This is a genomic window from Mesorhizobium sp. STM 4661 (assembly GCF_000359125.1).
Lineage (GTDB): Bacteria > Pseudomonadota > Alphaproteobacteria > Rhizobiales > Rhizobiaceae > Mesorhizobium.
In genome coordinates this window covers 1-18,626 of the sequence record NZ_CAAF010000041.1, presented here as the reverse complement: position 1 = coordinate 18,626, position 18,626 = coordinate 1, and the positions used below count along the sequence as shown (strand labels likewise).

22 protein-coding genes are annotated in these 18,626 nt (G+C 62.1%); 8 read left to right on the top strand and 14 right to left on the bottom strand.

What is annotated here, in order from left to right:
* Positions 1–3: 3 nt before the first annotated feature.
* The 5 genes from era to MESS4_RS13320 all read right to left on the bottom strand — a co-directional run bounded on the left by era (position 4) and on the right by MESS4_RS13320 (position 3,457).
* A complete protein-coding gene (gene era / locus MESS4_RS13340; protein ID WP_006331223.1) occupies positions 4–936 on the bottom strand; it encodes a GTPase Era in 933 nt (310 codons plus the stop codon).
* A complete protein-coding gene (gene rnc / locus MESS4_RS13335; protein ID WP_006331221.1) occupies positions 933–1,649 on the bottom strand; it encodes a ribonuclease III in 717 nt (238 codons plus the stop codon). Before rnc ends, era begins: the two co-directional genes overlap by 4 nt.
* On the bottom strand, positions 1,649–2,398 hold the full coding sequence (gene lepB / locus MESS4_RS13330) for a signal peptidase I (protein WP_006331220.1): 750 nt from the start codon (positions 2,396–2,398) through the stop codon (positions 1,649–1,651). Before lepB ends, rnc begins: the two co-directional genes overlap by 1 nt.
* 76 nt (positions 2,399–2,474) lie before the next feature.
* Complete coding sequence (acpS, locus tag MESS4_RS13325; RefSeq protein ID WP_006331219.1) at positions 2,475–2,888, bottom strand: holo-ACP synthase; 414 nt, start codon at positions 2,886–2,888, stop codon at positions 2,475–2,477.
* Positions 2,885–3,457, bottom strand: a complete 573-nt coding sequence (locus tag MESS4_RS13320; RefSeq protein WP_036241211.1) for a DUF2062 domain-containing protein — start codon at positions 3,455–3,457, stop codon at positions 2,885–2,887. The genes acpS and MESS4_RS13320 overlap by 4 nt, the downstream gene beginning before the upstream one ends.
* 455 nt (positions 3,458–3,912) lie before the next feature.
* Between MESS4_RS13320 and MESS4_RS32165 the strand changes: the two genes are divergently transcribed.
* Both MESS4_RS32165 and MESS4_RS13315 read left to right on the top strand, forming a co-directional pair.
* The gene (locus tag MESS4_RS32165) at positions 3,913–4,101 is read left to right on the top strand and encodes a type II toxin-antitoxin system HicA family toxin (RefSeq protein ID WP_081609724.1); all 189 of its coding nucleotides are present in this window, start codon (positions 3,913–3,915) and stop codon (positions 4,099–4,101) included.
* A 5-nt stretch (positions 4,102–4,106) separates the two neighbouring features.
* Positions 4,107–4,508 carry a type II toxin-antitoxin system HicB family antitoxin gene (locus MESS4_RS13315; RefSeq protein ID WP_006331211.1) on the top strand — a complete coding sequence of 134 codons (402 nt, stop codon included), beginning with the start codon at positions 4,107–4,109 and terminating at the stop codon, positions 4,506–4,508.
* 6 nt (positions 4,509–4,514) lie between these two features.
* Here MESS4_RS13315 and MESS4_RS35140 read toward each other — a convergent pair whose 3' ends face one another.
* The 4 genes from MESS4_RS35140 to rpoZ all read right to left on the bottom strand — a co-directional run bounded on the left by MESS4_RS35140 (position 4,515) and on the right by rpoZ (position 8,163).
* Positions 4,515–4,652: a VOC family protein gene (locus MESS4_RS35140; protein ID WP_348259796.1), complete on the bottom strand. Its 138-nt coding sequence runs from the start codon at positions 4,650–4,652 to the stop codon at positions 4,515–4,517.
* A 105-nt stretch (positions 4,653–4,757) separates the two neighbouring features.
* Positions 4,758–5,336 carry an orotate phosphoribosyltransferase gene (gene pyrE / locus MESS4_RS13305; protein ID WP_006331200.1) on the bottom strand — a complete coding sequence of 193 codons (579 nt, stop codon included), beginning with the start codon at positions 5,334–5,336 and terminating at the stop codon, positions 4,758–4,760.
* Between the two features lie 85 nt (positions 5,337–5,421).
* Positions 5,422–7,650 (bottom strand): bifunctional (p)ppGpp synthetase/guanosine-3',5'-bis(diphosphate) 3'-pyrophosphohydrolase, encoded by a 2,229-nt coding sequence (locus MESS4_RS13300; protein ID WP_006331199.1) that lies wholly within the window; start codon positions 7,648–7,650, stop codon positions 5,422–5,424.
* A 111-nt stretch (positions 7,651–7,761) separates the two neighbouring features.
* The gene (gene rpoZ, locus MESS4_RS13295; RefSeq protein WP_006331198.1) at positions 7,762–8,163 is read right to left on the bottom strand and encodes a DNA-directed RNA polymerase subunit omega; all 402 of its coding nucleotides are present in this window, start codon (positions 8,161–8,163) and stop codon (positions 7,762–7,764) included.
* 316 nt (positions 8,164–8,479) lie between these two features.
* On the opposite strand from rpoZ, the gene MESS4_RS13290 reads away from it, so the two are divergent.
* The 4 genes from MESS4_RS13290 (at position 8,480) to MESS4_RS13275 (ending at position 10,496) form a co-directional block, all read left to right on the top strand.
* Positions 8,480–9,061 carry an NYN domain-containing protein gene (locus MESS4_RS13290; RefSeq protein ID WP_006331197.1) on the top strand — a complete coding sequence of 194 codons (582 nt, stop codon included), beginning with the start codon at positions 8,480–8,482 and terminating at the stop codon, positions 9,059–9,061.
* Positions 9,058–9,747 carry a uracil-DNA glycosylase gene (locus tag MESS4_RS13285; protein WP_006331196.1) on the top strand — a complete coding sequence of 230 codons (690 nt, stop codon included), beginning with the start codon at positions 9,058–9,060 and terminating at the stop codon, positions 9,745–9,747. Before MESS4_RS13290 ends, MESS4_RS13285 begins: the two co-directional genes overlap by 4 nt.
* A 142-nt stretch (positions 9,748–9,889) precedes the next feature.
* Positions 9,890–10,216, top strand: a complete 327-nt coding sequence (locus tag MESS4_RS13280) for a type II toxin-antitoxin system RelE/ParE family toxin (protein WP_006331194.1) — start codon at positions 9,890–9,892, stop codon at positions 10,214–10,216.
* Positions 10,191–10,496, top strand: coding sequence for an addiction module antidote protein (locus tag MESS4_RS13275; protein ID WP_036241204.1), 306 nt, complete (start codon positions 10,191–10,193; stop codon positions 10,494–10,496). Before MESS4_RS13280 ends, MESS4_RS13275 begins: the two co-directional genes overlap by 26 nt.
* A 55-nt stretch (positions 10,497–10,551) precedes the next feature.
* Here MESS4_RS13275 and MESS4_RS13270 read toward each other — a convergent pair whose 3' ends face one another.
* From MESS4_RS13270 to dapA, 3 genes are read right to left on the bottom strand one after another with little or no spacing between them, the layout of a single operon-like run.
* Positions 10,552–11,259: a GH25 family lysozyme gene (locus tag MESS4_RS13270; RefSeq protein ID WP_036241202.1), complete on the bottom strand. Its 708-nt coding sequence runs from the start codon at positions 11,257–11,259 to the stop codon at positions 10,552–10,554.
* Between the two features lie 16 nt (positions 11,260–11,275).
* Positions 11,276–11,755, bottom strand: coding sequence for an SsrA-binding protein SmpB (smpB, locus tag MESS4_RS13265; protein WP_006202221.1), 480 nt, complete (start codon positions 11,753–11,755; stop codon positions 11,276–11,278).
* Positions 11,756–11,780: 25 nt separating this feature from the next.
* The gene (dapA, locus tag MESS4_RS13260) at positions 11,781–12,662 is read right to left on the bottom strand and encodes a 4-hydroxy-tetrahydrodipicolinate synthase (protein WP_006331190.1); all 882 of its coding nucleotides are present in this window, start codon (positions 12,660–12,662) and stop codon (positions 11,781–11,783) included.
* Positions 12,663–13,003: 341 nt separating this feature from the next.
* On the opposite strand from dapA, the gene MESS4_RS13255 reads away from it, so the two are divergent.
* Together MESS4_RS13255 and MESS4_RS13250 are read left to right on the top strand one after the other, a co-directional pair.
* Complete coding sequence (locus tag MESS4_RS13255; RefSeq protein ID WP_006331187.1) at positions 13,004–15,034, top strand: lytic transglycosylase domain-containing protein; 2,031 nt, start codon at positions 13,004–13,006, stop codon at positions 15,032–15,034.
* Between the two features lie 315 nt (positions 15,035–15,349).
* A complete protein-coding gene (locus MESS4_RS13250; protein WP_006331186.1) occupies positions 15,350–16,231 on the top strand; it encodes an alpha/beta hydrolase in 882 nt (293 codons plus the stop codon).
* A gap of 64 nt (positions 16,232–16,295) precedes the next feature.
* Here the strand turns inward: MESS4_RS13250 and MESS4_RS13245 are convergent, their stop codons facing one another.
* Both MESS4_RS13245 and MESS4_RS13240 read right to left on the bottom strand, forming a co-directional pair.
* Entirely contained in the window at positions 16,296–17,366 is a 1,071-nt protein-coding gene (locus MESS4_RS13245; RefSeq protein WP_006331185.1) for a site-specific integrase, read from the bottom strand.
* A gap of 239 nt (positions 17,367–17,605) precedes the next feature.
* Positions 17,606–18,626 (bottom strand): porin (locus MESS4_RS13240; RefSeq protein ID WP_036241199.1); only part of this gene is annotated, 1,021 nt, incomplete at its 5' end.

Here is an 18,626-nt window from a genome sequence, read left to right as displayed (position 1 = left end):
GACCTAATGCGGAAACTCGAGCCCCATCTCGCGATAGCGCTCGGGGTCGTCGCCCCAATTCTCGCGCACCTTGACGAACAGGAACAGGTGCACCTTCTGTTCGAGGATGCCTGCTATCTCCATGCGCGCCGCCTGGCCTATGGCGCGGATGGTCTCGCCCTTATGGCCGAGCACGATCTTCTTCTGGCTGTCGCGCTCGACATAGATGGTCTGGTCGATGCGCACCGAGCCATCCTTCTTCTCTTCCCATTTCTCGGTCTCGATGTGGGAGGAGTAAGGCAGTTCCTGATGCAGCCTGAGATAGAGTTTCTCGCGGGTGATCTCGGCCGCAAGCTGGCGCATGGGCAGGTCGGAGATCTGGTCCTCGGGATAGTACCAGGGGCCGACCGGCAGGGCTTGTGCGAGATAGTCGAGCAGGTCCTTGCAGCCAGACCCGGTCAGCGCCGAAACCATGAAGGTCCGCTTGAAAGGTACTTTTTCATTGGCTGCCGCGGACAGAGCCAAAAGCGCCTCATGCTTGACCCGGTCGACCTTGTTGAGGATCAGCACCATCGGCTGACGGACATCCTTCAGCCGTTCGAGAATGGCCTCGGCATCGCCCCTGATGCCGCGCTCGGCGTCGATCAGGAGCAGCACGATATCGGCGTCCTTGGCGCCGCCCCAGGCTGTGGTGACCATCGCCGTGTCCAGCCGCCGCCTCGGCTTGAAGATGCCGGGCGTGTCGACGAAAACGATCTGCGCGTTCTCATGCGTGGCGATGCCGCGCACGATCGCGCGGGTGGTCTGCACCTTGTGGGTGACGATCGACACCTTGGCGCCGACCAGTTGATTGACCAGCGTCGATTTTCCGGCGTTGGGCGCGCCGATCAGCGCGACGAAACCCGAACGGGTAGCGGCGGCTTCCACAGGCGGGGTGGCGTCTTCAGTGGCGGTCATGCCGCATCCCCTTGGTTGGGCCAGACGCCTTCGCGAAGCAGAAAGGCCGAGGCCGCCGCTTCTTCGGCAGCCCTGCGGGACCCCCCTGTGCCACTTGACGGCGCAAAACCGTCAACCCGCACACAAACCGTGAAAACCGGCCGGTGATCCGGCCCTTCGCGGTTTTGGATCACGTATTCAGGACGGGCATCGCTGGTTTTGGCAACCCATTCCTGCAATTCGGATTTGGGATTGGGTGGCTTGACGACCACCATGCCGGAGCGCGGCTCCCAATAACGCATGACGAAATGTCGGGCAGCGTCGATGCCGCCATCCATATAAATCGCCGCAATCAGGGCTTCGACCGCATCGGCGAGGTAACTGCCGCCCAAACCTCGCGACCGCGACTTCAAGGCAGCGTCGGCGCGAACCAGATCGTCCAGCTCCATTTCAACGCCGACCTCGGAGCATGTGCGCGAATCGACCAGCGCATTGAATCGCGGCGCGATTTCTCCTTCAGGAGCGTCGGGAAACTGCTGGAGAAGCATATCGGCGACGATGAGGCCAAGCACCCGGTCGCCGAGAAATTCGAGGCGCTCGTTGTTCCTGACCGCCTTGACCGCGCTGGAATGGGTCAGCGCGGTCTCGAGCAGCCGCATGTCCCTGAAAGCATGCCCTGTCCTGGCCTCCACCACACCAGCCAATGTTTCGCCAGTCGGGCGTTTCAAAGCCATCAGTTGACGAAGTGGAACAGGCGCGACGCCCGCATCAGCGACGGCCACTTCCAGATTTCGAGCGGGCTGGCGCCGCCGGCGATCGAGAAGAAGATGAGGTTGGCGCGGCCGACCAAATTCTCGTCCGGCACGAAACCGACAGTGAAGCGGCTGTCCGCGGAGTTGTCGCGGTTGTCGCCCATCATGAAATAGTGGCCGGGCGGCACATCGAATTCCCGGGTGTTGTCGCCGATCGAATTCGGCGTCAGGTCGAGCGTGTCATAGCTGACGCCGTTCGGCAGGGTCTCGCGATAGACGTCGACCGGTCCGCTTTCCTCGGTGATATCGCGATTGTCGATCTGTCCGACCTTTTGGCGCGGCACGCCGACGCCGTTGATGAAGAGCTGGCCGTCCTTGACCTGGATCTTATCGCCCGGCAGGCCGACGACGCGCTTGATGTAGTCGACGGAAGGGTCCGGCGGGAACTTGAACACCGCCACGTCGCCGCGCTTCGGCTCGGCGCCCCAGATGCGGCCCGAAAAGATGTCAGGCCCGAAGGGGAGCGAATAGCGGGAGAAGCCGTAGGACCATTTGGTGACGAAGAGATAGTCGCCCTCGAGCAAGGTCGGCCGCATCGACCCGGAGGGGATCGAGAACGGCTGGAACAGCAGCGTGCGGATGACCAGCGCGAGCAAAAGCGCCTGGACGATGACGCTGACGGTTTCGCCAAGCCCGCCGGATTTCTTCTGGGATTTTTCAGCCACGCTCATGTCGTCCTCGATTGTGCGTTGGTTGTATAGAGTCTCGGCGCGCGCTGGGCAACGTCATGCCGGTGGTCAGATGCAATCAATGTGGCGCTTCTTCGACCGGCAACGCCTCGATGATCACAAAGGCTTGAGCAAGCGGAAATTCATCGGTGATGGTGAGGTGGATTGCCGCTGTGTGCCCGGCAGGCACGATTTTGTCCAGCCTCTCCGCAGCCCCGCCGGTCAGTGCCATGGTCGGTTTGCCGCTGGCCAGGTTGACGACGCCCATGTCGCGCCAGAACACGCCTTGCGCGATGCCGGTACCCAGCGCCTTGGCGCACGCCTCCTTGGCGGCAAAGCGCTTCGCGTAGGAGGCAGCGCGGGCCCCTCGGCTTTCGGAACGAGCCTGTTCGACCGCGGTATAGATGCGCTGGATGAAGCGCTGGCCATGGCGTTCCAGCGATTTTTCGATGCGTCTGATATCGATCAGGTCGCTGCCGATGCCAATGATCATTCCGCGGGGACTTCCCGCCCGGTCCTGCCGGCTCTCTCGGCCAGGCGCTTGCGCCGCTGCTCGCGGAAGGTGGCCATGCCCCAGCGCGTAATGCCGTAAAACATAAGGCCGAAAATCAGGCCAAGCGGCACCGCGCCGATCATCATGGGCTTCAGTATCGGTCCCCATAATTGCGAAAAGGAAAGGTTGTGCAGCATGTCGCCGAGATGCGCGGGCGGCCCATGCGCCGGCAGGCGCTCGTGCAGGATCAGCTTGCCGGTCTCCCAGGATGCGCCCCACAGCAGCGGGAAGGTCAGCGGATTGCCAAGCGCGGTGCCGAGTGCTGCCGCCACCAGATTGCCTGCTATCACCCATGAGACGGCAAAAGCGATAATGAAGTGAAAGCCGAGCGGAAAGAACGAGGCGAAGACGCCCGCCGCGACACCGGCCGCCACGGCATGCGGAGTGGCCTTCAGCCGCAGGATGCGCTTGGAAAAATACCGCAGCGAGCGCGAGAACGAGCGGCGCGGCCAAAGATAGGTACGCACGCGCTCAACAAAATCATCAGGCTTGCGGCGTCGAAAAAGCACTCTGTTCCCGTTCCAAAGCTCCGCGCCGGCAACTTCAGCCGAGCGTAACAGCACCATCTTGCGCTTGACGATCCCTCTATGACAATCGCAGCATTGATATAGCGACGCACCGGCAGAAGAACAACTGAACACGGTCTGCTTGTCGTAAGCGGAATGGATCGCCATCTTAGCTTCGTAGCGCCAGAACATATCAGCTTCATTGCGAATGTGCCTTTTCAAAGACGAGACGAACCGCGATGGCAGATGGACGCTCCCTCGCCTCGCTGGCTTGATGACCTGAGCGTGAGAAGGGGACAATCTCGGAATTTGAATAGCGACGAAGGTTGCATTACCTTTGTCAGTAGCTGTGGCTGCGACGACGACCATCTGGGGATCATCGCAACGTCATATGCAACCAATCGGGTCTAGACCGATTTTCATTGACATCGCGCGCATCAGTGTGTATTGATACACACATGAAGAGCGCCGATGTGATTGTAAAGTTGGTCGCTGATGGATGGTTCGAAGTTGCTCGAAAAGGCAGTCATGCTCAATTCAAGCACAACGACAAACCGGAACGGGTCACCGTACCACACCCCAAACGAGACATACCCATCGGCACCCTGCGTAGCATTGAGAAGCAATCAGGACTGAAACTGAGGTGAGAGACATGAAGCAGTATATCGGACTTATTCATAAGGATGCCGAAAGCGACTTCGGCGTGTCTTTTCCTGATTTTCCCGGCGTGGTTACGGCGGGTGAGGATTTAGACGACGCCCGAGTTATGGCCGAAGAAGCCCTTGCCTTTCATATCGAAGGGCTCGTTGAGGACGGAGAGGCTATTCCAGAGCCCTCGTCTCTGGCTGAGGTCATGGCGTCAGCGACCAATCGCGACGGCGTGGCCATTCTGGTTGGAGTGAAAACCGAAGCAAAAAAAGTAGTACGAGTGAACATCACTCTACCGGACGATGTTCTTCAGCGGATCGATGCGTTTGCTGAAGCTCACGGCTATACGCGATCTGGTTTTCTCGCCAAAGCGGCAGAGAAGGTCATGCAGCAAGAGGCTGCCTAACTTTCGTTACGAAGGTGGCGGCGCCCCTTTCAGAGCCCCAGTCTTGCCCTTACTTCGGCCGCTCCGGCTCGCGTCGAGCCGCCTCAGGCCAAGGACGCGCTGATAGAAGGCGCAGTTCGCCTCGACAGAGCGGACCGTCAGCACGAAATGGTCGATGCCGGCGATCACGACGGCGCCACGGTCAGTGCGCACCGCTCCCGAGGAGATTCAAGCGACGCGCTCAAGTGCTTGTTTTCGTGCATGGCGGCATCAGATGTTGCGGCTTCCGGGCTTGATGGCCGGTATGGCTGCGAGCTCCGGCGGCAGCCTGTCGGCCGGGTAGGCCGGAACCTCGTATTCGGCGAGCGCGATCAGCGGCACGCCGACATCGGTCTTGCCGGCCGAGCGGTCGATGATGCAGGCGGCAGCCACCACCTCGGCACCGAGCGCGCGCAGGCAGTCGATGGTCTCGCGGATCGACAGGCCCGTGGTGACGATGTCCTCGACGATGACGACGCGCGAGCCCCTGGCGATCTCGAAGCGGCGGAGCCTGAACTCGCCGCCTTCGCGCTCGACCCAGATCGCCGGCGCGCCAAGATGGCGCGAGGTCTCATAGGCCGGGATCAGACCGCCGATCGCCGGGCCGACGATATAGTCGATCCGGCCCGGTACGGCCTTGCGGATCTTCTCGGCCAGCGCCTTGCACAGGCGTTCGGTCTTGTCGGCATGCATGAAGACGCGCGCCTTCTGCAGGAAGACCGGGCTTCGCAAACCCGATGTCAGGATGAAATGCCCTTCGAGGACGGCGCCGGCCTCGCGGAAAATACCCAGCACTTCATCGGTGTTCATCTGCGCCTCTTTTGATTGACCATGATCTTTTCCGAAAACCGGTTCCCACTTTTCGCTACGCGGACCTTCGGTTCGGGATCATGGTCTAGCCATTCACGCGCCTTGCATCGCTGACGCTCGAATTGTCCTTGAGCTGCGACAGCAGCCGGTTCAGGTGCTTCAGATCCCAGACTTCGAGATCGATCAGCATTTCGGTGAAATCGGGCGCGGTGCGCACCATCGACAAGGTGTGGATGTTGGCATCGTTGGAGGCAACGACCTGCGCGATGTCGGCCAGCGAACCCGGCGCGTTGATGGCGGTGACCGAGACGCGTGCCGGAAACCGCTCCTTGGTGCGCTCGTCTATGTCCCAGCGCACGTCGATCCAGCGTTCGGGCTGGTCGTCGAAGGCCTGCAGCGCCGGCGACTGGATCGGATAGATGGTAATACCCGTTCCCGGCTGCACGATGCCGACGATGCGGTCGCCGGGCACGGCGCCTTCCGGCGCGAAGCGCACCGGCAGGTCGCCGCGCACGCCGCGGATCGGCACCGCGCCGTCCTTCGGCTGGTCCTTGTCCTTGCGCGCGGCGCGGCCAGGAATCTGGAACAGCATGCCGGCAGCGTTACGGATTTTCGACCAGCCCTCCTCGCGCTGCTTGGGCGCGGCCAGCGTGACGCGCTCGTCCTTGAAGTCGGGAAACACTGCCTTCATCACGTCCGTCGAGGCAAGCTCGCCGCGGCCGACCGAGGCCAGCACATCCTCGATGTCCTTGCGCGCCAGCCGGTGCAGCACCGACTTCAGGCTTTCCTTGGTAAAGGTCTTGCCGGACCGCTCAAAGGCGCGCTCGAGAATGCGGATACCGAGACCCGAATACTGCTTGCGGATGGCGTTCTTGGTGGCGCGGCGGATCGCGGAGCGCGCCTTGCCGGTGACGACGACCGATTCCCAGGCCGCCGGCGGCACCTGTGCCTTGGAGCGGATGATCTCGACCTCGTCGCCGTTCTTCAGTTCGGTCATCAGCGGCATGATGCGGCCGTTGACCTTGGCGCCGACGCAGGTGTCGCCGACATCGGTGTGCACGGCATAGGCGAAATCGATCGGAGTGGCGCCCCGCGGCAGCGCGATCAGCATACCCTTGGGCGTGAAGCAGAACACCTGGTCCTGGAACAACTCCAGCTTGGTGTTTTCGAGGAAATCCTCGGGATTGTCGCCTTCGGCGAGCTGCTCGATGGTGCGCCGCAGCCAGGCATAGGCGTTGGTCTCCTTCGAGATCGCGTGGACGGTGCCGTTCACCTTGCCGCCGGTGTCCTTGTAGATCGAATGCGCGGCAACGCCGTATTCGGCGATCTTGTTCATCTGGTGGGTGCGGATCTGCAGCTCGACGCGCTGGCGCGACGGCCCGACGATGGTGGTGTGGATCGAACGATAGTCGTTCTGCTTCGGCGTCGAGATGTAATCCTTGAAGCGGCCGGGCACCATCGACCAGGTGGTGTGGATGGCGCCGAGCGCGCGATAGCAGTCCTCGACCGTCTCTACGACGACGCGGAAGCCGAAAATATCGGAGAGTTGCTCGAAGGACAGCGCCTTGGCTTCCATCTTGCGGAACACCGACCACGGCTTCTTCTGGCGGCTCTTGACCTCGGCCTTGATCGCATATTTGTCGAACAGGGCGGACAGCGCCTTCTCGATCTCGGACAGCACGTCCTTGTTGCGCTCGAAGATTTCGGCGAGCCGCGCGGTGACGGCGCGATAGGCTTCCGGATTGATGTAGCGGAAGGCGATCTCCTCCAGCTCCTCGCGCATGCCTTGCATGCCCATGCGCCCGGCCAGCGGCGCATAGATCTCCATCGTCTCCTCGGCGATGCGCAGGCGCTTGGCCTCCGGCACATGATCGAGGGTGCGCATGTTGTGCAGGCGGTCGGCGAGCTTGACCAGAAGCACGCGCACATCTTCCGAGATCGCCAGCAGAAGCTTGCGCAGGTTTTCCGCCTGCTCGGCCTTCTTGGAGACGAGGTCGAGCTTCTTCAGCTTGGTCAAGCCCTCTACCAGCTTGCCCATTTCCGGGCCGAACAGCTCATCGATCTCGGCCCGCGTCGCTGTGGTGTCCTCGATCGTATCGTGCAGCAGGGCAACCGCGATGGTCGCCTCGTCCATGTGCATTTCGGTGAGAATGGCGGCGACTTCGAGCGGATGCGAGAAATAGGGATCGCCGGAGGCGCGCTTCTGGTGGCCATGCTTCTGCATGGCATAGACATAGGCCTTGTTGAGCAACGCCTCGTTGACGTCAGGCTTGTAGCGCTGGACGCGCTCGACAAGCTCATACTGACGCATCATGGGCGGGATCTCGCGGTGCTGAAATGAATCATGCGCCGCACTGAAATGCGGCGCATGTCATAGATAGCCACGAAACTGCCGATACGAAAGTGTCGGCAGCTATGCCAAGGATCAATAGTCGTCGCTTTTTTCCGGCGGCACCAGGCCTTCGATGCCGGCCAGCAGGTCTTCCTCGGTCATGCGGTCGAAGGCGATGTTGTCCTCGGCGTCGTCGGCGTCGGTCGCCACAACGGCCGCACCGGTCTGGTCGGCGATGGCCTCGCCGTCGGCTTCCGGCTCATCGACCTCGACATGCTTCTGCAGCGAGTGGATCAGATCTTCCTTGAGATCGTCGGGCGACAGCGTCTCGTCGGCGATCTCGCGCAGCGCGATGACCGGGTTCTTGTCGTTGTCGCGAGGAACGGTGATCGGCGCGCCCTGGCTGATCTGACGGGCGCGGTGGCCGGCGAGCAGCACCAGCTCGAAGCGGTTGTCGACCTTATCGATGCAATCTTCAACGGTTACGCGGGCCATGGATCGCCCCTTTCATGCCTGGATTTGATGGAAAACAGGCGCGGTCCATAACCCGAACGCCGCCAAAATACAAGCTTCATGGCAATATGGGGCCGGGCCTGGCCAATACCGGGATTCGACACCGGGATTTGGGGCGCCGACCGCCGGTGACGATCCGGCTTCCGATCACAATTGCTTGCAGTACAGCACCGCACCCTTGGATTGCCGTAAAACTGGCGTTATCTCGAATGATGAGAGGTCAGCCGGTTTATTACGAGCCGACCGAATAGTCACTACGCATTTAGACGACCGTTTATTTCGAAAAAAGGATATTTCCATGTTCGATCCTCGGGAGAAAATCGCGCTTTTCATCGACGGCGCCAATCTCTACGCCACGTCGCGCGCGCTCGGCTTCGACATCGACTACCGCAAGCTTTTGTCGAGCTTCCAGAAGCGCGGCTACCTGCTGCGCGCCTACTATTACACGGCGCTGGTCGAGGATCAGGAATATTCCTCGATCCGGCCGCTGATAGACTGGCTCGACTATAACGGCTTCAAGGTGGTGACCAAGCCGGCCAAGGAATTCACCGACTCGACCGGCCGCCGCAAGATCAAGGGCAATATGGACATCGAGCTGACCGTCGATGCGCTGGAACTCGCCGATGTCGTCGACCACTATGTCATCTTCTCCGGCGACGGCGATTTCCGCACTCTGGTCGAGGCGCTGCAGCGGCGCGGGCGCAAGGTCTCGATCGTCTCGACCATGGCTTCGCAGCCGCCGATGATCTCCGACGATCTGCGCCGGCAGGCCGACCATTTCATCGATCTGATGACGCTGAAGAACGATGTGGGCCGCGATCCGTCCGAGAGGCCGGTGCGACGGCCCGAGCCGGCCGAAGTCGACGAGGACGACTTTTGACGGCGGCAGCCTTGACCGCTCCGACCCCCGCTCCCTTGGTCGCCTCCCCGGAACCCGGCCGCGATTGCCCGCTTTGCCCGCGGCTGCATGATTTCCTCGCCGAATGGCGGCGCCGCGAACCATCCTGGTTCAATGCGCCGGTGCCGACCTTCCTGCCGCCCGGGGGCGAGGATGCGGTGCGGCTTTTGATTGTCGGCCTGGCGCCCGGCCTGCGCGGCGCCAACCGGACGGGGCGTCCCTTCACCGGCGACTATGCCGGCGACCTGCTCTACGGCACGCTGATCGCGCACGGTCTGGCGCGCGGCGAATTCAAGGCGCGGCCCGACGACGGGCTGGAACTTGTCCAAACAGCAATCACCAATGCCGTGCGCTGCGTGCCGCCGGAGAACAAGCCGGTCGGCGCCGAAATCGCCACCTGCCGGACGTTCCTGCTGCCAACCATCGCGCGGTTTCCCAATCTGCGCGCCGTGCTGGCGCTGGGCTCGATCGCCCACCAGTCGACCGTGCGGGCGCTGGGTGGGCGTGTTGCCGCCCATCCCTTCAGGCATGGCGGACAGCAGCAGGCCGGCGGCCTCACGCTGTTTTCCAGCTATCACTGCTCGCGCTACAACACCAACACCGGCGTGCTGACGGAAGCGATGTTCGTCAATGTGTTCAGGGAGATAGTGGCGCTTCTGGAGAGATAGAGTCGGAGCCTTTCGGCACGATCCTACCCTTGCCTTTTTCTGTTCCAGATGTCTGGGTTCCTTCAACAATTACCCTCGCGGGCCGGCAGCAAAAGCAATCCGTTTTCACTTGACGACAGTCAACCATGGTTTACACTTTTCCATGATTCTGGTTTTCGAAACAGACACATTCAAGCGCTGGCTCAGCGATCTCCGCGACGCGCAAGCGAAAGCCCGTATTGTTCGGCGCATCTACAGGCTGAGCGAGGGCAACCCAGGAGACGTCAAGCCTGTCGGCGAAGGCATCAGCGAAATGCGGATCGACCATGGTCCAGGCTATCGCGTCTATTTTCTGCAAGCAGGCAGCTTGCGCGTGCTGCTTCTATGCGGTGGCGACAAACGAACGCAGAGCAAGGATATCGCAGCCGCAAAGAGGCTCGCCAAGGAATGGAAGGACAATGCACATGGCGATAAAAGTCACAACCTTTGACGGCGCGGAGTATCTCGACACTCCAGAAGCGATCGAGGCGTATCTGGCGGCGACTTGCGAGGACGGCACCGCTGCGGAGATCGCTCATTCGCTTGGCGTCATTGCGCGGGCGCGGAACATGACAAGGCTTGCAGAGAAGGCCGGCATGACGCGGCAGGCTCTCTACAAGGCCTTGAGCGGCGAAGGGAACCCGGAATTTGCAACGATCATGAAGGTGGCTGAAGCACTCGGTTTGAAGCTGACCTTCGTGAGTGCGGAGACCGGCCGGAACGCCGCGTAGTCATGGATCAACACGCGGCGACGTTCGGGTCGAAAATCGCCAGCCAATGCCCGTATCAGGGTGCCGCAAACAGTTCGGCCAGCGTCGCTTGCCCGCCCTGAAGGACATTCAGGTCGACATCGCCGACGATGCCGTCGACGCGGCCTTTGTTGTGGTACTGCCAGTAGATCCAGTCGTCATGGCTCGGCCGCAGCGCCAGCGAACGGACCCAGCGCGGGCGACCCGCGATATGCCCGGCATAGGCATCCGCGGCGTCATCCGTCAGATAGACGATCGCCGGCTTGCCGAACGCTGCCTCGACAGGGCCGAGGAACGCCTGGAGTTCGACATTCAGTTGTTCAGGAGATGGCCGCCGCGGGCAATTACCGCCGAATTCGACATCCACCACCGGCGGCAGCAGAGGCTGATCGCGCGGCACAATGGAGATGAAATTCTTCGCCTGATCGGCACCCGGCCTGCAGAAGGTGAAGAAATGGTAGGCGCCGACGGCAAGACCGGCGGCACGGGCCTCACGCAGATTGGCGGCGAAGGCATCATCGACATGGTCGCCGCCTTCGGTCGCCTTGATGACGGCGAAGGCGACATCGTCGGCGGCGACACGCCGCCAGTCGATCGGACCCTGATGATGGGAAACGTCGATGCCCCTGACCGGATATCTGCCGCGGTCCGGGGAAAACGTGTGGAAGTAGAAATAGCCGCTAGCCGCGACGAGGCACGCCAGGACCAAACTTGCCGCACCCCAGCGGATGATCCGGTTCTTCAAAAGAGCGGTTCCCAGCCTACCCACGCTCTTTCAGCAGCCGGCCCTTCTCACGCGACCAGTCGCGCTGCTTCTCGGTCTCGCGCTTGTCATGCAGCTTCTTGCCGCGGCCGACGGCGAGCAGCAGCTTGGCGCGGCCCTGGTCGTTGAAATAGATCTTCAGCGGCACCAGCGTCATGCCTTCGCGGTCGACGCTCTGCGACAGCTTGGCCATCTCGCGCTTGTTGAGCAGGAGCTTGCGGCGTCGGCGCGGCTCGTGGTTGAAGCGGTTGGCTTGCAGATATTCCGGCAGATAGGAGTTGATCAGCCAGATCTCGCCGCCTTCGACCGAGGCGTAGCTGTCCTGGATGTTGGCCTGACCCTGGCGCAGCGACTTGACCTCGGTGCCGGTCAGCACAAGGCCGGCCTCGATCGTGTCGAGCACCTCATAGGAAAACCGCGCCTTGCGGTTTTCCGCAACGGTCTTGTTGTTGGGATCGGCTTTTCGGACTTGATTCATGATGCGGAGAGGTGGCGCCTCATCCCTAGTTTATCAAGCCGGCGTGCTTCATCGCCGCATCGATCTTCTCGGCGGTCGAGGCTTCGACCGTCATCAGCGGCGAGCGCAGCACGTTCTCGACCTTGCCGAGCTTCGACAGCGCGTATTTCGCGCCGGACACGCCGGGCTCCAGGAAGATCGCCTTGTGCAGCGGCAGCAAGCGGTCCTGCAGATCCAGCGCCTTGGCGCTGTCGCCGGAAAGCGTCGCCTCCTGGAATTCGGCGCAGAGCCTGGGCGCGACATTCGACGTCACCGAGATGCAGCCGACGCCGCCATGGGCGTTGAAGCCGAGCGCGGAGGCATCCTCGCCCGAAAGCTGGATGAAATCCTTGCCGCAGGTGGCGCGCTGCTCGGAGACCCGCTCGACCTTGCCGGTGGCGTCCTTGACGCCGACGATGTTCTTGAAGTCGTGCGCCAGTCGCCCCATCGTCTCGGGCATCATGTCGATCACCGAGCGTGGCGGGATGTTGTAGATGATGATCGGCAGGCTGGTCGCCTTGGCGACGGCGGCGAAATGCGCATAGAGGCCGCGCTGCGTCGGCCTGTTGTAGTAGGGCGTGACGACGAGTGCCGCGTCGGCACCGGCCTTTTCGGCATACTGGACCAGACCGACCGCCTCTTCGGTGTTGTTGGAGCCGGCGCCGGCGACGACGGGAACACGGCCCTTGGCCACCTCGACGCACACCTTGACGACATGGCGGTGCTCGTCATGCGACAGCGTCGGCGACTCGCCTGTCGTGCCGACCGGAACCAGGCCCTTCGTGCCTTCGGCGAGTTGCCAGGCAATGAAGGCGCGAAAGGCTTTCTCGTCGAAACGACCGCTCTTTTCGAACGGTGTCACGAGCGCGGTGAGCGAGCCTCTCAGCATGTCGTCCAACTCCTTGGGACTTCTCTGGTTCTTGGTATTTATTGTCGCGCGCCTTCTAGCCGAAAGCGAAGCGGCGCACCATAGTCTCGACATTGTTGCGCGGCAAGCATGGCAGCAATGCATGTCGCCCAAAAGTGGAGACCGGTTTTGGGATGACGACATGCATAAAACAAGAACTAAAGCGCGTCGCACGAATCGTTCAGACGGACGCGCTTTAGTGCCAGCAAGCGCAATTTGAACGACCTCGATAAGCTTTTGTTTACGTGCTCTTCACCACGACCGGCTAGGCTTCAGAACATCTGTGCCTTTTGGTCCGTGCAACGACAGGAATGACGCAAACCATGCCGACCGGACGGCCTCACCTTCTCGCTCTGCTTGGCGTCGCTGCCATGCTGGTGCCGGGCGTGGCGGTTGGCAGCAACGTCGATGCGCAGGTCACGTCGGCCATCCCGATGCCCAGCTTGCAAGACAAGCAAGACCCCTCCCCGTCCGCCGGCATCGCCAGGCTGAGGAGCGGCCTCGATGCGCTGGCGGCCAACGACATTGCCCGTGCGCGCCAGGTGCGCGAGAGCCTGCCGGCCAATTCGCTCGACCGGCATATCCTTGCCTGGGCGATCGCGCTCTATGGCGGCGACCAGGTGCCGAGCGGCGACATTGCCGATGCCGCCAAGATGCTGCCGACCTGGCCGGGCACGATGGCCTTGCGCGAGAACAGCGAGCGCGCGCTCTACCGCGAGAACCCCGCCCCGCAAGTCGCTATCCAGGCCTTTGGCGGCAGCCAGCCGCGGACATTCGAGGGCGTGGTGATCCTGGCACGCTCCTACCTGGCGCTGGGCAACGCCAAGGCGGCGCGCTCGGTGCTGTCGCCGTTCTGGCGCACTGAAAAGCTCGAAGCCAAGGATGAGGCCGATATCATCAAGGAGTTCGGCAAGCTCATCCCGGCAACCGACCACCGTTTCCGCATGGAGCGCATGTTCTATGCCGACCGGGTCAATTCCGCGCTGCGCGTCGCCGGTCTCGCGGGCGCCGAGCCGCTGGCCGACGCCTGGGCGGCGGTATCCAGGGGCGACAAGAACGCCGCCAAGCTGCTGAAGGCGGTGCCGACGGCGCAGCGGGCTGCCGGCTATCTCTTCGCCGAGGCCGAATATCTGCGCAAGCAGGAGAAGTTTTCCGACGCCGCAGCGGTGGTTATGCAGGCGCCGGCCGACCGTGACGCGCTGGTCGATCCGGACGCCTGGTGGGTCGAGCGCCGGGTCCTGTCGCGCGAACTGGTCGACCAGGGCGACATGAAGACCGCCTATAAAATCGTCGCGGCACACGCCGCCGAAAGCGCCACCAACGCCGCGGAAGCGGAGTTCCATGCCGGCTGGTACGCGCTGCGCGGCCTCAACGACCCCGACACCGCCGCCAAGCATTTTGCCCGCATCGCCGATCTCGCCCAGGGGCCGATGTCGCTGTCACGCGCCTATTACTGGCTCGGCCGCGCCGCCGAAGCCGGCGGTCCCGGCAGCGCGAAGGACTATTTCACCCGCGCCGCCACATACGGCACCACCTTCTACGGCCAGCTCGCCGGCGAGCGCGTCGGCCGGCAGGTCCTCAGCATCGCCTATCCCTCGCCGAGCGCCACCGACCGCCGCAATTTCGCCGACCGCGAGGCCGTCGGCGCCATCAGGCGGCTGCAGGAGGCCGGCTACGAACGCTATGCCGATACGCTTTACCGCGACCTCGCCGGGCAATTGACCAGTCCGGGAGAACTGGCGCTGCTGGCCGTGATGGCGGAAAAGCAGGGCAACCATTTCCTGGCGCTGAAAGTCGGCAAGATCGCCGGCGCGCGCGGCATCGACGTCGGCGCGCTGTCGCATCCGCTCGGCGTCATTCCCGACACCGCCAACATTTCGGGCTCCGGCAAGGCGCTGGCCTATGCGATCGCCCGCCAGGAAAGCGAATTCAACATCGGCGCGGTCTCCAGCGCCGGCGCGCGCGGGCTCTTGCAGCTCATGCCGGGGACCGCCAGGCAATTGGCGAAGAAGGCCGGCATGGCTTTCTCGCAGGCGCGGCTGACCACCGATGCCGGTTACAATGCGACGCTGGGCGCCGCCTTCCTCGGCGAGCAGCTCGGCCGCTTCAACGGCTCCTATGTGCTGACCTTCGCCGGCTACAATGCCGGCCCCAATCGCGCCGCCCAGTGGGTGGCCAAATATGGCGACCCGCGCGGCAAGGACGTGGACGCCGTCGTCGACTGGATCGAGCGGATTCCCTACACGGAAACAAGAAGTTACGTCCAGCGCGTGATGGAGAACTACGAGGTCTACAAGATGCGTATTTCCGGCAAGTACGACATCGTTGGAGATCTGGTGAACGGGCGGAGTTGAAGCGGCCGTTCAAAAAGCGACGTCGGCGAAGCTGCCGATCTCCCCCCTCGTGGGGGAGATGTCCGGTAGGACAGAGGGGGGCGCTGTCCCTCCAACCTGTCAACCAATCGCAAATGCGCCCTCAGGCTAGCTCTCAGGCTCTCAATGTGAACCGAACGCTGGCGATCCTTCACACCCCCCTCTGCCCTGCCGGGCATCTCCCCCACGAGGGGGGAGATTGGCAGTTTCGCCGATCCGCCTTTCCCGATTTGACCATACCCGCCCTCGCCTGTAGCCAGTCAGGATGATCCGGCGGGCGGAAGGATTCGAGTTCAGATGGCCGAAGGCTTTTCAGATTTCTTCTACGCCGCGCCAGACGGGCTCAAACTCCACGCTCGCATCCATGGCGAAACAAACTCCGACCATTGGCCGGTCGTCTGCCTGCCGGGCCTGACCCGCAATTGCCGCGACTTCCACGAGCTGGCGCTGCATCTGTCGAGGCAGGCAGCGAGAAAGGTTGTCGCCTTCGACTATCGCGGCCGCGGACAGTCCGCCTATGACCCCGATATCAGCCACTACAATCCTGCCATCGAGGCCGGCGATATCCTAACCGGGCTGGCGGCGCTGGAGATCGAGGAAGCGGCCTTCATCGGCACGTCGCGCGGCGGGCTGATCATCCATGTGCTCGGCGCGATCAAGCCATTCGTGCTGAAAGCCATTGTCCTCAACGACATCGGCCCGGTGGTCGAGGCTGACGGCTTCGCCCATATCCGCTCCTATCTCGACCCTTCACCGAAGCCGAAAACCCGTGCCGAGGCGATCAGTGCCCAGCTCGCCGTGCATGGCGGCGACTTCCCTGCCCTGAGCGTTTCGGATTGGGAGCGGATGGTGTCGGCCCTCTACCGCGAGACAGGGGAAGGGCTGATGCCGGATTTCGACCCAAGATTGATCGACACGCTGGCCGGCCTCGATCTGACGCGGCCGCTGCCTGATCTGTGGCCGCAATTCGAGGCGCTGGCGGCGATCCCGCTGCTGGCCATACGCGGCGCCAATTCGAAACTGCTTTCGGTCGAAACGCTGGAACAGATGCGAAAACGGCATCGCGATATCGAGACGATCACGGTCGAGGGCCAGGGCCACGCGCCTTTCCTCGAGACCGGCGGCCTGCCCGGCGCCATCGCTGCTTTTCTGGATCGAGCGGAGCTCAAGTTCAGATAAAGTAAAACCCCAAGACCTGATCGGCCCTGGGGTCGTTACAACAGTATAGAAAATGGTACTGGGCCTACTTGGCTTTCGAGCTTTTCCTCGGTGCCTTTGCGTCCGCCGGCTCCGCCTTCTGCTTGCTCGGCGATGCGGAAGGCGCCGTCAATGGAGACGAAAACACAGAGCTTTCAGCCCTCCCAACCGCCGCTTCGCCGCGGGGCGTTTCCAGCACGGTGACGCAACCGTCGAGGTCGTTGGTGGCGAGATGCGCGTAACGCATGGTCATCGAAAGCGTCTGGTGGCCGAGCCACATCTGCACGCGCCTGATGTCGATGCCGCCCTGGACAAGACGCGAGGCACAGGTGTGGCGCAGGATGTGCGGCACTACCTGATCGTCGGCGCCAAGACCGACCTCGGCTTTGGCATCGTTCCATATGGCGCGAAACTGCGCCTGGCTGAGTTTGGTGAACGGACCCTTGGGCCGGCGGCCCTCGGTGACCGGCAGCTTGATCACCTCTTTTACCCGTTCGGTCATCGGAATGGTGCGGCTGCGGCCGGATTTGGTAATCCAGAAACTGACGCGATGCTCCTGGATATCGTTCCAGATCAAGCCGAGCGCCTCGCCGAGACGGCATCCGGTATCGACGAGAAAAACGGAGAGCCGGTAAGCGTCCTCGCTGCGGCTTTTGATGGCGGCGAACAGTCGTGCCTCTTCGTCCCTTTCCAGGAAGCGAATCCGTCCCGCCCGCTCCTTCTGGCGGCGGAACTCGGGCAGGCTGTGGATATCTCCCATCTTGTGAGCCTTGCGCAGCAGTTTGCTGAGGGCAGCCATCTTCCGGTTGATGGTTGCGTTGCTGTTGCCGCGCTGGCGCAAGGTGCCGATAAGGTTGTCCAGGGTGCTTTGGTCAAAGGCGCTGAAACGCTCCCCGAGGAGTATCTCATCTATCTCGCCGATGAAGGAGCTGACATTGTATTTATGCCGCCCATCATCCCAAAGTATGTCCCGGTATGCTGAAAACAGCTCTCCGACCCTGTACGACTTTACTTCCCGTATCTTGTTGTAACTGTATTTTATCTTGGAAATCTGAGAAGAAAACATCGAAAAATGATCAGAGGGCTCATCCTCTTGAATCGCTTCGGTCGTCATCATTCGCCACACCCCCGAGTGGATAGATCAGCCCTATCCGCTTGGGAGCGTCCTTTCAAGAGGTTTGATCACGCAGTTGTGATTTCATCCGCCATCAACGGATCCCACGAAATCATCCCACGGACTCTATTCAGCTACCGATTCCCCCTGTTCCTTCTGTTTGCCTTGGTCCAGTCACGAAACAAAACAGCCCGGGCGTTGGTGCGCCCGGGCTGGAATTGCACTTGTATTAAGTCCAGCCCTTAGAATGAGCGCTGGAAGCGGAGGATGCCGCCGAGGCTGTCTTCGCTGTCGGCATTGGTCCAGTTGTAATTGCGGCCCGAACCATCACCAATGTTGTCAAAGTTGCCTGTGCGCACGTAGTCGACTTCGGCCGTGATCGTCAGGCCGGGGACGATATCGTAGGCGACGTTCGCGGCGATGCCGAGGTTCTCCCAGTCGTCATACGATGCCTGGACGTTGAACGAGGTCTTCTCGTTGAACTGGTAGGTGCCGCCGCCCCAGACTGCCCAGTTGCCGCCCCACGTCTTGTACATGCCGCGACCGCCGGCCGGGGTTGCCCAAGTCGGATCGTCGAGGTTGTCATCCGTGCCGTAGCCGGCCATGATGAACAGCGACAGTTCGCTGGTCGCAGTCACGTCCAGGCGAACCTTGCCGGACACCTCTTCGTAATTGCTGTCATAGGCAACGACGCCGGTGATGGCGCCCCAGCCCTGCGTCCACTTCACGCCGCCGACGACATGCGGAACATAGCTGTCGATCGTGTAGGAGCCGTAACCTTCTTCGAGCGAGACCACGGCCGAGAAGCCGTTGCCGGCGTCGAAGTAGTACTGGACGACGTTGGTGTCGAAGCCACCGTAGGGAACCAGCGTATCCTGGATGACGCTGCCGGCGTAGCCGATGAACGTATCGAAGGCCGATTCGTCCTTACCGACCCGCAGGCCACCGAGCTGAATCCAGGCAAAGTTCAGTGAAACGCCTTTGTTTTCGGCAGGGTTATTGACAATGATTGTCTCACCTGGCAGCGGGGGCAGTGGACCCGCGCCGTCCGGATCGGGACCGGGGACGTATGTGCTGCTGACGTGCCGGTTACGGTTGCCGAAGTTGAAGCGGGTCTCGGTGTAGGTCTTCAAGGTGCCGAGCTCGGTTTCCTGGCCGGTCCAGGTCTTCAGGTTGAAGCGGGCGTTCTTGGCGTAGGTGTCCTGAATGTCGCCGTCCTCGTGGTCGAAGTTCTCAGCACCATCGAACGAGCCGACGTCGCCG